Origin of the sequence: Pseudomonas sp. C27(2019) (genome assembly GCF_008807395.1) — a bacterium.
Lineage (GTDB): Bacteria > Pseudomonadota > Gammaproteobacteria > Pseudomonadales > Pseudomonadaceae > Denitrificimonas.
The window spans coordinates 2,491,891-2,506,096 of sequence record NZ_CP043320.1 but is presented as its reverse complement, the minus strand read 5'-3'; the positions used below and the strand labels follow the sequence as shown (position 1 = coordinate 2,506,096).

The 14,206-nt window shown below is 47.1% G+C and carries 10 protein-coding genes and 1 pseudogene; 10 read left to right on the top strand and 1 reads right to left on the bottom strand.

Features of this window, described 5'->3' with window-relative positions:
* Positions 1-482: 482 nt before the first annotated feature.
* A pseudogene (locus FXF61_RS11460) lies at positions 483-731 on the top strand (LuxR C-terminal-related transcriptional regulator); the annotation flags it as partial.
* On the opposite strand, the gene FXF61_RS11455 reads toward FXF61_RS11460, so the two are convergent.
* Positions 728-1,963 carry a multifunctional CCA addition/repair protein gene (locus FXF61_RS11455; protein WP_151185396.1) on the bottom strand — a complete coding sequence of 412 codons (1,236 nt, stop codon included), beginning with the start codon at positions 1,961-1,963 and terminating at the stop codon, positions 728-730. The pseudogene FXF61_RS11460 and the gene FXF61_RS11455 overlap by 4 nt on opposite strands.
* A gap of 280 nt (positions 1,964-2,243) precedes the next feature.
* Between FXF61_RS11455 and ahpC the strand changes: the two genes are divergently transcribed.
* From ahpC to FXF61_RS11410, 9 genes are all read left to right on the top strand, one after another.
* Complete coding sequence (ahpC, locus tag FXF61_RS11450) at positions 2,244-2,807, top strand: alkyl hydroperoxide reductase subunit C (protein ID WP_151185395.1); 564 nt, start codon at positions 2,244-2,246, stop codon at positions 2,805-2,807.
* Positions 2,808-2,930: 123 nt separating this feature from the next.
* Complete coding sequence (gene ahpF, locus FXF61_RS11445) at positions 2,931-4,484, top strand: alkyl hydroperoxide reductase subunit F (RefSeq protein ID WP_151185394.1); 1,554 nt, start codon at positions 2,931-2,933, stop codon at positions 4,482-4,484.
* Positions 4,485-4,841: 357 nt separating this feature from the next.
* The gene (locus FXF61_RS11440) at positions 4,842-5,672 is read left to right on the top strand and encodes an SDR family oxidoreductase (protein WP_151185393.1); all 831 of its coding nucleotides are present in this window, start codon (positions 4,842-4,844) and stop codon (positions 5,670-5,672) included.
* Between the two features lie 79 nt (positions 5,673-5,751).
* Entirely contained in the window at positions 5,752-6,174 is a 423-nt protein-coding gene (locus FXF61_RS11435) for a Fic family protein (RefSeq protein ID WP_178087304.1), read from the top strand.
* Positions 6,175-6,409: 235 nt separating this feature from the next.
* A complete protein-coding gene (locus FXF61_RS11430) occupies positions 6,410-7,927 on the top strand; it encodes a site-specific DNA-methyltransferase (protein ID WP_151185391.1) in 1,518 nt (505 codons plus the stop codon).
* A gap of 16 nt (positions 7,928-7,943) precedes the next feature.
* Positions 7,944-10,643: a DEAD/DEAH box helicase gene (locus tag FXF61_RS11425; protein WP_151185390.1), complete on the top strand. Its 2,700-nt coding sequence runs from the start codon at positions 7,944-7,946 to the stop codon at positions 10,641-10,643.
* 58 nt (positions 10,644-10,701) lie between these two features.
* Positions 10,702-10,971, top strand: a complete 270-nt coding sequence (locus FXF61_RS11420) for a hypothetical protein (RefSeq protein WP_151185389.1) — start codon at positions 10,702-10,704, stop codon at positions 10,969-10,971.
* A 158-nt stretch (positions 10,972-11,129) separates the two neighbouring features.
* Positions 11,130-11,675: a peptidoglycan-binding protein gene (locus tag FXF61_RS11415; RefSeq protein ID WP_151185388.1), complete on the top strand. Its 546-nt coding sequence runs from the start codon at positions 11,130-11,132 to the stop codon at positions 11,673-11,675.
* Between the two features lie 221 nt (positions 11,676-11,896).
* Positions 11,897-14,092 carry an OsmC domain/YcaO domain-containing protein gene (locus tag FXF61_RS11410; RefSeq protein ID WP_151185387.1) on the top strand — a complete coding sequence of 732 codons (2,196 nt, stop codon included), beginning with the start codon at positions 11,897-11,899 and terminating at the stop codon, positions 14,090-14,092.
* Positions 14,093-14,206: the final 114 nt, after the last annotated feature.

The following is a 14,206-nucleotide window of genomic DNA, read 5'->3' as shown; positions in this document are numbered from 1 at the left end:
TACCTGTCGTTTTTATGATGGTATAAAAACTATAGTAATATAGTGCAAGTACTATAATGGGTGGATTGCTTCTGTACTTATGAATGCTAATTGGGCATTACAGCAGAAGCACAAAATGACTAATAAGTCATAAATAGAACAAACAGTATACATAATGCCGCAAGACACTGTTTTATGCCAGCAAGGCCGGTTGTTTTGCTTTGAGCAGTTAAAATACTGAGTGCTATAGCACGTTTTATTAGCGTATTTTCTACATTAGGATGGATATATAAAGCGGCTATATTTAAGGCAGCACTGAAGAATGTTGCCTACCCTGACAGCGTAGGTAATTACTCAGCGCTTCTTTAAGTTGGCAATATCAGCATTTATCAATACATAGCCGTAATTTAGATGAGCGCGTTACAGTTGGCGCATAAGGAATAATCATGCTTATAGAGCATACTGCCTATCTGGTAAATGAAGGCCGGCTGCAAGCGGTTTTGCAGCGCATCGCCAGCTTGACACCGCGAGAACGCGATGTGTTTTTACCTTTGGTGCAAGGCTATACCAGTCGTGAAATTGCTCAGCAATTAGGTGTTGCTGTTAAAACAATCGACTTATACCGTTCCAGAGTGATGAAACGCATGCAGGCGCAAACCTTGCCTGACTTGGTTGGAATGGCGATCGCAGCAGGCTTGGTCGATCCGCTTGCATTACGCAGCGTCGCAGTGCCGGAAGAGGCGAGAGATTAGGCCTGCGCGCGCACCCGTGTTACGTAGGCTTGTAATGCAGATAAGCGCTCAGCATTAAGCGCAAGCCCCAGTTCCGCGCCTTGCAGGCCTTGCTCAAGTAATGGTTTAACATTGACCGCGCGCACCACTTCAGCGGCTTGGCGTAAATACTCTGCTTGCGGGTAGAGACGATCTTCAAGGCCTAGGCGTCCGCGTGCATCCATTTCGCTGGCCGCGATAAAATCAGCAAAACGCTGTGGGCGACGTATGATATCGAAGGCCATTAATAATTTTAATAAGGTCGTCGGGCGTAGTTCCAGAGCACGGTGGGCATGGGTGTGGTATTCGCCAACCAGTAACGCCAAGTCGGCAGTTTCATTTGGTACTTTAAAGCGCTTATTGACTCTTTTTATTAATGGTAAGCCACGCTTTTCATGGCTGATGTGGCGTGGCCACAATGCGCGATCGGTTGTGCCTTTGCCTAAATCATGCAGCAGGCAGGCCCAGCGAACATTGAGCGACTGGGTAAAGCGTACACATTGTTGTAGCACGCTTAGAATATGTATACCGGTATCAATTTCAGGGTGGTACTCAGCAGTTTGCGGCACGCCAAACAAGGCATCAACTTCAGGTAGTAGCACTTTTAATGCGCCACAATCGTGTAACACTTGAATAAATACTTCTGGATTATTTTCCATCAGCGCACGAGCAAACTCCTGCCAAATACGTTCGGCTGTTAAATGCTCCAATTCGCCGGACTCAGCCAGCGTACGCATCAGCGCTAGAGTCTCGGCAGCAACGCTAAAACCCAAATAAGCATAGCGCGCAGCAAAACGTGCGACACGCAATACGCGCAAAGGGTCTTCAACAAAAGAGGGAGAAACATGGCGCAAGACGCGAGCAGCAAGATCAGCCTGGCCGCCGTAAGGATCAATCAAAGTGCCATCATCAGCGAGCGCCATAGCATTAACAGTCAGGTCACGGCGCAATAAATCCTCTTCCAACGTTACATCTGGGCTGGTATGGAACGTAAAACCGTTATAGCCATGACCACTTTTACGTTCGGTGCGCGCGAGGGCGTACTCTTCGCCACTGTGTGGGTGTAGGAATACTGGGAAATCATCACCAACTGGACGAAAGCCTTGTTCGCGCATTTGTTCTGGTGTGGCACCGACTACAACCCAGTCGATATCTACGACCGCACGGCCTAAGAGTTGATCGCGAACTGCGCCACCGACCTTGAAAATCTGCATACAGAAACATACCGTAAATGAATATAAACGTAAGGATACCGACAAACTCGGGTCTTTGGTGGCTCGAAAGTTGCGCTACTAAACTTACCGAGAATCAAGCTGCGCATTGTACAGGATGTTAGCTGCTAGCTTTGCATGCAAGGCCCTTGTTCAGGAGTAAAGAAATAAACACCGATAGCAAAATACTATCAGTGTTATGATATCAATCAATTATGCCTAAACGTGAGAGTGGCTTATTATTAATCCCGTAAAGTTCTTAACCCCACAGAGGAATTACTAAATGTCATACATTAATAGCGAAGTAAAAGCATTTAACGCAACAGCATTTCACAACGGTGACTTCATTGAAGTGAGTGAAGCAGATCTGAAAGGCAAATGGTCTGTTGTGTTTTTCTACCCAGCAGACTTCACCTTTGTTTGCCCAACAGAGCTGGGTGACTTGGCTGACAACTACGAAACATTTAAGAAAATGGGCGTAGAAATCTACTCAGTATCAACTGACACCCATTTCACCCACAAAGCATGGCACGACACTTCACCAGAAATTGGCAAGATTCAGTACCCAATGATTGGTGACCCAACAGGTCAAATCACGCGTAACTTCGGCGTGATGATTGAAGAAGCTGGTTTGGCAGATCGCGGCACATTCGTGATCGATCCAGAAGGTAAGATTCAGATCGTTGAAATCAACGCTGGCGGTATTGGCCGTGACGCACAAGAATTGCTGCGCAAAGTTAAAGCAGCACAGTACGTTGCCGCTCACCCAGGTGAAGTGTGCCCAGCTAAGTGGAAAGAAGGTGAAGCAACCCTGTCTCCTTCACTTGATCTAGTAGGTAAAATCTAAGATTTATTCTTAGCTTGAACCCTGCTTACTAAGTTGTGAACCAACTGGGTAAGCGTCCGACGCCCGGGCGCGCACCGCTCGGGCGTTTTATTTTCAAAAAACAGATTTTGGAGAGCAATATTCATGTTGGACGCTAATTTAAAAGCTCAATTACAAGCTTACTTAGAAAAGGTGACGCAGCCTTTTGAAATCCTTGCGTCCCTTGATAAAAGTGCCAAATCAACAGAGTTACAAAACTTGCTGGAAGAAATTGCCGGCATGAGCGATAAAATCACCCTGCGTACCGATGGTGATGATGCACGCACCCCTTCATTTTCTTTAAATCGCATTGATGGTGAAATCAGCTTAAGTTTTGCTGGTATCCCAATGGGGCATGAGTTCACGTCATTGGTGTTGGCCCTGCTGCAAGTGGGTGGCCACCCATCAAAGTTGGCGCAAGAAGTCATTGAGCAGATTGCTAACCTTGAAGGTGAAATGCACTTTGAAACGTATTACTCGTTGTCGTGCCAGAACTGCCCTGATGTAGTGCAAGCACTGAACCTAATGGCCGTTTTAAATCCAAACATTAGTCACGTAGCCATTGATGGTGCGCTCTTCCAGGATGAAGTTGAACAACGCCAAGTAATGTCAGTGCCAATGGTATTCCTTAATGGTGAAATGTTTGGTCAAGGCCGCATGGGCGTTGAAGAAATTCTCGCCAAAGTAGACACCGGCAGCAGCGCCCGTGAAGCGGCCAAGATGAATGAAAAAGACGCCTTTGAAGTGCTGGTGATTGGTGGTGGTCCAGCGGGTGCAGCAGCAGCAATTTATTCTGCACGTAAAGGTATTCGTACCGGTGTTGCAGCGGAGCGCTTTGGTGGCCAAGTACTGGATACGATGGCGATTGAAAACTTTGTTTCTGTACAAGCAACCGAAGGCCCAAAGTTAGCGCGCGAAATGGAAGAACATGTCCGTCAGTATGATGTTGATGTGATGAACTTACAGCGTGCCAGCCGTTTAATCCCTGCAGCAGAAGAAGGCGGCCTGCACACCGTTGAGTTTGAGTCCGGTGCCAGCTTAAAATCTAAAACTGTGATCCTTTCCACTGGTGCCCGCTGGCGCGAAATGAATGTACCCGGCGAGCAAGAGTACCGCGGTCGTGGTGTGGCGTATTGCCCACATTGTGATGGTCCATTATATAAAGGCAAGCGTGTTGCCGTGATTGGTGGTGGTAACTCAGGTGTTGAGGCGGCCATTGACTTGGCTGGGATAGTGAAGCACGTCACCTTGATTGAATTTGATACCAAGCTGCGCGCTGATGAAGTGTTGCAGAAAAAACTCAACAGCTTGCCCAATGTTACTGTGATTAAAAATGCGTTAACCACAGAAGCGGTTGGCGATGGCAGCAAAATTACTGGCCTAGTTTACAAAGACCGTGCAACAGAAGAGCTGCACACTGTTGAGCTGGAAGGTATCTTCGTACAGATCGGCTTACTGCCTAACAGCGAATGGCTGAAAGATACAGTGGCTTTATCTAACCGCGGCGAGATTGAAGTTGATGCACGTGGCGCAACCAATATCCCCGGTGTCTTTGCTGCAGGTGATGTGACGACTGTGCCTTACAAGCAGATTGTGATTGCAGTGGGTGAGGGTGCAAAAGCGTCACTCAGCGCCTTTGATCACATCATTCGCTCATAAGACGCAAGACGCTGCATACGCCTTGAGTTAGGCACAAGTAAAACAAAACGCCCGATGTATTCAGTTGCATCGGGCGTTTTTTTAACACCACCCTGACAACGCAGGTAATTATTCAGCGTTTCCTTAAGTTATAGTCTGCTCTGAAAAAAACAGTAGGCATTGCTTAAAAGTATGTTTGTACCTGTTCGTCTGTTTTTTGCTCGCCTCATATGAAATGTTGCAATATTCGTCAATGAGGCCCCGTATGCTTTAAAGTGACGGCTCAGGTCTCACGTACTTTGCGCTCAGATTGTTGACGTCTTCGCTGCTGAGTCCTCCCAGAAAACCAACATTTATTGACTTAAAAAGGATCCCACCATGAATAAGACTGTTTTAATTACAGGCGCGACGTCCGGTATGGGTAAGGAGACTGCGCTGCTGCTGGCTGAGCATGGCTATAGCGTATATGCCGGCGTAAGACGTTCCAGTCAGGAACTGATGGAGGAGGCTGAAAAGCGCGGTGTCAAACTCAATACTGTGGCGCTGGATGTTCAGGATACGGCGTCCATTCAGCAAGCTGTCCAGCATGTCATGGCCAAGGAAGGCAAGATCGATGTCTTGGTAAACAATGCCGGTTTCGGGCTTGTTGCCACGCTAGAGGAAGGCACGGATGAAGAGATATTTCAGCAATTTGATGTGAACGTCTTTGGTCTTATCAAAATGACTAGAGAAGTCCTGCCACATATGCGGCACGCGCAAAGTGGTGTGGTGATCAATATTTCTTCCTTCCTTGGAAAAATGGGGCTGCCTTTACTGTCGCACTACAATGCCAGCAAATATGCGGTCGAGGGCATTACCGACTCATTGCGGTTTGAGGTAGCACCCTTTGGCATACGGGTGCACTCTGTTTTGGCCGGTTTGTTTGGAACCAACTTCGTGAAAAAAGGACTGGTCGCCAACAGCAAAACAACCAGTGCAGATTCCCCCTATAAAGATTTGGTGTCCCATTTTGTACCGATTGTAGCTAAGGCCATCAATGAAGGCCCTGGTCCACTGCCTATCGCACAGGCCGTGAAGAACATTATCGAAAATGAGGCCAGCGACATTGCCGTTAAGGTTGGCCAAGAGTCAGAGCTGTTCGTGCCACTGCGCAAAAGCATGGATGACAAAGCCTTCGAAGAGAAAGTAAAAGAAACATTTGGTTTGTAACTTGCTACAGGCGACTTGTTTTACATAAGTCGCCTGATGCCCTTGATGCCATTAGTTACTCTTTTGGCAAAGCTTGATTTTGGCCAAATGGAATCCGCTGTTTGCTAACTTGCCTATAGAAACCTTGGTGTATGCGCATCAATCGGAGTATTACCAGGCTATTGCAGCCAGTACCGAACAAACAGATAGCGCACCCTTTGTTGAGTTTATGCTGGGAGTAATTGACACTACTTTGAGTGAGCAGCTTGCCAGTACCCCGCAAGTAAGCCCGCAAGACACCCCGCAAGCTGTAAGAGAGATATTGGATCGCTTTACTGGGCTTTCTATATTTTGTCAGCAACCAAGAAGTCGTGCAGAGTTGCAAGAATTTTGCGCGTTAAAAGACCGCGAACACTTTCGCAAAGCCGTGCTAGTCCCTCTGCTAGAAGCAGGCTGGCTGCAGCGTAGCTTGCCAGATAAGCCTAATAGTCCAAAGCAAAAGTATTTTTGTGAAGTTACATAGCCCCCTCCGTCACAGCTGGTTGAGCGGTAATCATGCTGCAGCACAAAGCCGCTCGCTGCTTATGGTCTCGCTGTATAATCGCGAAAGTTGACTTAACAGCTGCTAAAACAGTGAATATGTCCAGCTGATAAGGCTTGGGAATGCTTGCCGCTTAGCGAGCCACCCGTTAAACAACCTCGAACATCCGCTAGCAGTGCATACGAGCGTTGCAAGGCGCAGAATTATAAGGAACGTTATGCCCATTCTTCATTGGCTCAATAAAGATCAAGCGGTGACCGCCGCGCAGAAATCAACGTACCGTTTACTTGAAGAAGTGCCTGAGTTGTCCTACGGCGATGCAGATAATGAAAACCTGCTGATTCAGGGCGATAACCTGGAAGCGCTGAAAGCATTAATTCCTTTTTATGCTGGCAAAGTGAAGTGTATTTTTATTGATCCGCCCTATAACACTAAGTCAGCCTTTGAGCATTACGACGATAACTTAGAGCACAGTAAATGGCTGTCGATGATCTATCCGCGCTTGGAGTTGCTTAGGGAGCTGTTGTCAGAAGATGGCAGTATTTGGATCACAATTGATGATCATGAAGCGCATTACTTAAAAGTTATTTGTGATGAGGTATTTGGAAGATCTAATTTTATAGCTAATACCGTTTGGCAAAGAAAATTTGCACCACAAAATGATGCCAAGTTGATTGATGCTAACCACGATAATATTTTGGTTTTTGCTAAGAATATAAATATAGTACAGATTAATCTTTTACCTAGAAGCGCTGAAATGGACGCGCGCTATAAGAACCCAGATAAGGACCCTCGAGGTCCATGGACATCTGGTGATTCTCTTCGTAGAGAGTTCCGAGAGTATGCTTACTATGAAATTACTACTCCATCAGGACGAAAAGTCTTGCCACCACCTGGTAGTTCATGGCGTTTTAACAAAGAAGAAGTCCCTCGATTAATTGCAGAAAACCGATTGTGGTTTGGTGTTGATGGTACAGGTGTTCCAAGAATCAAACGCTTCTTGTCAGATGTAAAACAGGGTGTAATTGCACAGACAATTTGGCCTCATACCGATGTTGGTAACACCCAAGAAGCTAAAAAAGAAATTATCAAGTTCAATTCTTCAGATATTTTTGACACGCCTAAACCTGAAAGATTAATGCAGCGAGTGTTGCATCTGGCTACAAATCCAAACGACCTCGTCCTCGACTCGTTCCTAGGCTCTGGCACCACAGCCGCCGTCGCCCACAAAATGAACCGCCGCTATATCGGCATCGAGATGGGTGAGCACGCGCAAACCCACTGCCAAACCCGCTTAAAGAAAGTCGTTGATGGCGAACAAGGCGGTATTTCTAAAACCGTGGATTGGCAAGGCGGCGGTGGTTTTCGTTTCTTTAAGCTGGGCGAAGCAGTCTTCGATGAATACGGTAGCCTCAACACTGCAATCAAATTCCCAACCTTGGCCGCGCATATTTGGTACTTAGAAAATAAAACACCGCTGCAAGGCAGTGCTGATAACCCGCTACTCGGCATCCATAACGGCACGGCTTACTACCTTTTGTATAACGGTATTTTAGGTGATCGCCGACCACAGGGCGGTAATGTACTGACCAGCGCCGTGCTGAACGAATTACCAGATATTCAGAGTCAGCAAAAAATTGTGATCTATGGTGAATCGTGCCGCTTAGGTTCAGCACGCTTGCAGCAAGCCAATATCACCTTTAAACAAATTCCCTATGATGTCGGCATGCTTTAAGTAAGGACTACTCACAATGTTTAAATTAAAGGGCTACCAACAGCGCGCCGTAGACGTGATGCAAACTTTTTTAGCAGGTTGCTTAAAGGCTAACTCTGTTGCTGAGGCGTACAGTGCAGCACTGGCTGAACAAGATTTACCCGAGCACGCGTATCAAGAATATGGCTTCGGGCAAACACCTTATTTTTGTCTGCGTATTCCAACTGGCGGCGGTAAAACGGTACTCGGTTCCTATGCTGTGGAAGTCGCTGCCCAGCATTATTTAGAAAGCGATGCACCGATCACTCTATGGCTGGTGCCCAGTATCACGATTCGTCAGCAAACTGTAGAGGCGCTGAAAACCCCTGGTCATCCCTACCGGCAAAACCTTGACCGCGCCTTTAATCGCCAAGTTTTGGTGCTGGATATTGATGAAGTGACGCAGATTCGCCCACAAGACATCGGCAGCAAAGCCATTGTTGTGGTGTCAACATTGGCTAACTTGCGGGTTACCGATACGTCTGGGCGTAAAGTCTATGCCTATCACGAAAACTTTGAACCGCACTTTGCGAGAATCAACAGCAGCCATCCGTCATGGTCGCTATTAGAACGTGTGACTGAAAACGATCTGCAAGAAAATGGCTTAACAAAGAGTGAGCTTGGGAAAATAAAGTTCTCCTTCGCCAACTTGCTTGCGGTTTATCGCCCAATCGTCATTGTTGACGAAGCACATAATGCGCGCACCAGCCTAACTTTTGACACGCTGCACCGCGTGCATCCGAAAGTTATTATTGAATTAACAGCCACACCAAACACCACCAATACTAATGGCAGCAATGTACTGTTTCATGTGTCCGCAGCCGAGCTAAAAGCCGAGGAAATGATCAAGCTGCCGATTATGCTTACCGAGCATGTTAACTGGCAGGACGCATTACGAGATGCGGTGATTACTCGCAACAAACTGGCCGTTGATGCGCAAAAAGACACGGACTACATTCGCCCGATTGTGCTGTTTCAAGCCGAAAATAAAAACGGCGAGGTCACGGTTGAAGTATTGAAAAACCATCTAACTGAACACCTTAATATTGAAGCAAACAAAATTGCTGTCGTCACCGGTAACCAGCGTGAACTGGATGGTATTAATTTATTTGATCAAAGCTGCCCAATTGAGTACATCATCACTATTGAGGCGCTCAAAGAAGGCTGGGATTGCTCATTTGCTTATGTGTTTTGTTCCGTTAAACAGGTGTCTTCCAGCAAGGATGCTGAGCAATTGCTAGGCCGTGTTTTACGCATGCCTTACGCTAAACGCCGCGTTATTGAAGACCTTAACCGAGCCTATGCACACCTTGCCACTAAAGGGTTTAGCAAAGTGGCTTCAGAGTTAACAGACACCTTGGTGGCGATGGGCTTTGAAGAGATGGAAATTGCTGCATTCCTACGCGAGCAAGCCCCACACGCCTATCAAGATGATTTATTTGGCAATAGCACACCACAGCCACCGCGCTTAGCTGCAGTGCCGACACTGGTTGTCGAGGTTGAAAACTTACCTGATTTGTCCACGCTGTCAGAGTTAGAAAAGCAGCAAATCGCCATGACCACAGATGAGAGCAGCCAGACTGCGGTTGTTCGTATAAGTGGCGAGGTCTCTGAAAATATAAAAACAGCTTTAAGTCAGTACGTTAAGTCAGGTAAAAATCGCCAAATATTTGAGCGCGATATTCGTGTGCATAACCAATCAATCCAAGCCAGAAAAGCACCTTCTGAGCGTGGAGAAGTATTCTCACCTCTACCGCAACTGTGCATGATGCAGCAGGGGCAGCTTGAGTTGGTTGAGTCTGAAGTGTTGTTGCATGCTTGTAACTGGAATTTGCTCGATTACCCAGCTGAGCTTAAAAACTTCACTTTGCATGAAACCAGCAGTAGTTTTGCCATTGATTTTGACGGCAAAAAGGTGACTTATAAAATATCTGAGCAAAAAGATGTTGTGCCATTTAACCAAGGAATGCTCGATATTACCGAGCAGGATCTTGTGCGCTGGCTCGATAATGAACTGCGGCAAACGGATGTTGTTCAGCACCAGCTGGCAAGTTTTATTGGCCAGCTTATAAATAATTTATTGAAGCAATATGGCATGACGCTCACAGCGCTGGAGCGTAATAAGTTTCCATTAGCGCGTGCTATTCGAGATTTAATCCATATGCACCGTGCCAAGGCACAAAGCAACAGTTATCAGCTGTCTATGTTTGATAGCAGTAGCACCGCCTGCCTTTCTGATGATTTTTTATATGCGTTTAAGCCGGATAAATACCCGTCTCGTCCACCGTATTACACAGGCAGATTTACGTTTGATAAGCACTTTTTCCCGCAAGGCTTGATAGAGGATCTTAAATCAAGTGGGGAAGAGTTCGAATGTGCCAAAGTGATTGAAGGCCTGCCTGAGGTGAAATACTGGATACGCAACTTAGTGCGCCGTGACGATGCCTCGTTTTGGCTGCCTTTAGCGCACAGCAAGTTTTATCCTGATTTTGTCTGCGAGCTGACCGACGGGCGTATGTTGGTGGTTGAATACAAAGGTGAGGTGTATGCCAGCAACGACGATTCAGCAGAAAAACGTGCCGTTGGTAATAAATGGGCTGAGCTGAGTAGCGGTAGATGTTTGTTTGTTATGGCGGTAAAGCACGATCAAGACGGGCGTGATGTTAAGCAGCAAATCTTAAAGGTTATTGAATCTTAAAGTGGGTACTAAATTCTGCTAACAGGATTAGAGAGTATTAAAACCGGAGTGTATTAAAGTGTCGCCGACTACTGAAATTGAAGTTGAAATAACAGGCAGAGAAGCGAGTTTAGCTGTGAAATATGGCCATCTGTTTGCTGAGCAGGCCGCTATTTTTGAGGCCGTAGCTGGTAAGGCGGGTTACCACCGTCTGGTCATCGAAAAATGCTGGCTGGAAATGCTAACGGGCGACCTCGTGTACTCAATGAAAAAAACACGGAGCCTAGCATTGCAAGAAGAACTGGACGCGCTTTGTGACGTCTTAGAAAACGCTATACAGGCTTCGTAGTCCACAAAAAAGTAAAGTAATGTCGGTTGGCCTGAGCGCTTTGCTTGCTCAGTAGTTGTATGCGAAACCTTCATACTATTTAGCGGTTTTATTTTTATGCAGGTTTTGAAACGGTGGTCGACCTTGGTTCTGGCAGTCAACGAGAAATTGACGACATCATGCTCACTCGCTACGCCTGCTACCTTATCGCGCAAAATGGTGACTCTAGAAAAAAGGAAATTGCCTTTGCTCAGACTTACTTTGCGATGCAAACCGGTAAAGCGGAACTCATTGAGCAACGCTTACTGGAAACCGAGCGTGTGTCAGCGCGTAAGAAACTATCCGTCACTGAAAAAGAACTGTCCGATATTGTTTTTGAGCAAGCGGGCGGCAATCAAAATTTTGGCCTGATTCGCAGCAAAGGCGACTCAGCTCTAGAGGACCGAAGTAAATATCTACGCAAAGCGAAAGAGGCGCTTGCTAGTATCGAAGCACTTAAAGTTGCATTTAATGAAGGCGGTAATACCGTGGTGCTGCGGCGCGGTTCATTTGGCAGTGCAGTTGCTGAGTTACAAGAGTTATTGATCGACAAGGGCTTTAACCTTGCAATCGATGCAGATTATGGCGCTGCCACTGAGCTTGCTGTGCTCATGTTCCAAAAAGATAACGGCCTTATCGTGGACGGTATTGTTGGACAACAGACGTGGGAACAATTACGGCAATAGAGTTAAGGATACAGTGCTGAGCAAGGCAGCTTTAGCGCATGCGCAAAGCTCAATGTTGTTGATTTGCAGGGTCAACGACCCTGTGCCAATCGAATGTAGAGCGCTTTCACGTGTTTTGTTTGCACAGTGTTTACTGAAATACTCGCGATTCACAAGACTTCCCGCCGGAATGCTGGATAATAGCGGCCATTCTTTTTTGCTATTTATTCTGGTGATTCCCTGTGGAAATTAAGGTCAATTTTCTTGACAACCTACGACTTGAAGCTAAGTTCGACGACTTTACTGTAGTGGCTGATCAGCCTATCCGTTACAAAGGCGAGGGTTCTGCGCCAGGTCCGTTTGATTACTTTCTCGCCTCATCGGCGCTCTGTGCGGCGTACTTTGTAAAGCTGTATTGCCAAGCCCGCGATATTCCTACGGAAAATATCCGCCTGTCGCAAAACAATATTGTTGATCCGGAAAACCGTTACCAACAGATTTTTAAAATTCAGGTTGAGCTGCCAGCCGATATCTCTGACAAAGACCGTCAGGGTATTTTGCGCTCCATCGACCGCTGTACGGTTAAGCGTGTGGTGCAGACTGGGCCTGAGTTTGTTATTGAGATAGTGGAGGATCTGGAAGTCGATGCGCAGGCGTTGCTGGGCACGTCGGTGGATGAAAACAGCCAGACCTTTATTCCCGGTAAAGACCTGCCGCTGGAAAAAACTATCGCCACCATGTCGGGTATTTTGGCCGATCTAGGTATGAAAGTTGAAATCGCCTCCTGGCGCAATATTGTGCCCAATGTCTGGTCGCTGCATTTGCGTGACTCGCAGTCGCAACTGTGTTTTACCAACGGTAAAGGCGCCACTAAAGAGAGCGCACTGGCTTCGGCGTTGGGTGAGTTTATTGAGCGGCTCAACTGTAACTTTTTTTACAATGACCAGTTCTGGGGCGAAGACATTGCCAATGCAGACTTTGTGCATTATCCCAATGAGCGCTGGTTCCAGCCGGGGCCCAATGATGAGTTGCCAGAAGGTATTCTCGATGCCCATTGCTTAGAGATTTACAACCCCGATGGTGAGCTGCGCGGCTCGCATTTGTATGACACCAACTCTGGTAATGTCGAACGCGGTATTTGCTGCATACCCTATGTGCGCCAGTCCGATGGAGAGGCGGTGTATTTCCCTACCAATCTGATTGAGAACCTGTTCCTCAGTAACGGCATGAGTGCTGGTAATACCTTAGAAGAAGCACAGGTGCAGTGCCTGTCGGAGATTTTTGAGCGTGCGGTGAAGCGTGAGATTATAGTTGGTGAAATGGCGCTGCCAGATGTACCGCAAGAAGTATTGGCCAAATACCCCGATATTCTCGCTGGTATTCAAGCGTTGGAAGAGCAAGGTTTTCCGGTGCTAGTAAAAGATGCCTCGCTGGGCGGACAGTTCCCAGTGATCAACGTGACCTTAATGAACCCACGCACCGGCGGTGTGTTTGCCTCCTTTGGTGCGCATCCGAATTTTGCAGTGGCATTGGAGCGCACCTTGACCGAGCTATTGCAGGGTCGCAGTTTTGAAGGCTTGAATGATCTGGCCAGGCCGACGTTTTCCAGCCATGCGGTGACCGAGCCGAATAACTCTGTTGAGCACTTTATTGATTCCAGCGGTGTGGTGTCCTGGCGTTTCTTTAGCGCCAAAGCCGATTATGACTTTGTTGAGTGGGATTTCACTGATGGAGGCCGTAATAACAATGCCCAAGAAGCTGAGCTGTTATTCGGTCTGCTGCAAGAAATGGGCAAAGAAGTCTATGTGGCGGTGTTTGAACATTTGGGTGCCACGGCCTGCCGTATGCTGGTTCCGGATTATTCAGAAGTGTATCCAATCGACGATCTGGTCTGGGATAACACCAATAAAGCGCTGTTTTTCCGTGAAGATATTCTCAACCTACACCGTCTGACAGACGCTGAACTGGCGGCCTTGGTGGAGCGTTTGGAAGAGAGCGAGCTGGATCATTACATCGACATTACCACCTTGATCGGTGTGGAGTTTGATGACAACACCGTATGGGGACAGCTGACCATTTTGGAGCTGAAACTGTTGATTTATTTGGCTTTGAATCGTCTTGAAGAGGCGCTGGAGCTGGTCGAAGAATTTCTGCAGTTTAATGACAACACCGTTGAGCGTGAGTTGTTTTATCAGGCGATGAACGCTGCACTGGAAGTGGCCTTGGATGATGATTTGGAGATGGATGATTACGAGCCGAGCTTTCGCCGTATGTTTGGTGACGCGCGGATGGATGCGGTGCTGGGCTCGCTGCAGGGTACGGTGCGCTTTTACGGTTTAACGCCAACCAGTATGAAGCTGGAAGGGGTGGATAAACACTTGCGCCTGATCGACAGCTTTAAAAAGCTGCACGCAGCACGAGCGCGCTTCGCTGGCTGATTACTGTTCATACAATGCAAAAAAGCACCTCTTAGCTGCTTTTTTGTACAGGCTTAACGGCAGGATACTCGCAGTTCTATACGGCTTATTTGGCGTCTGTTGCTGCTGATATCT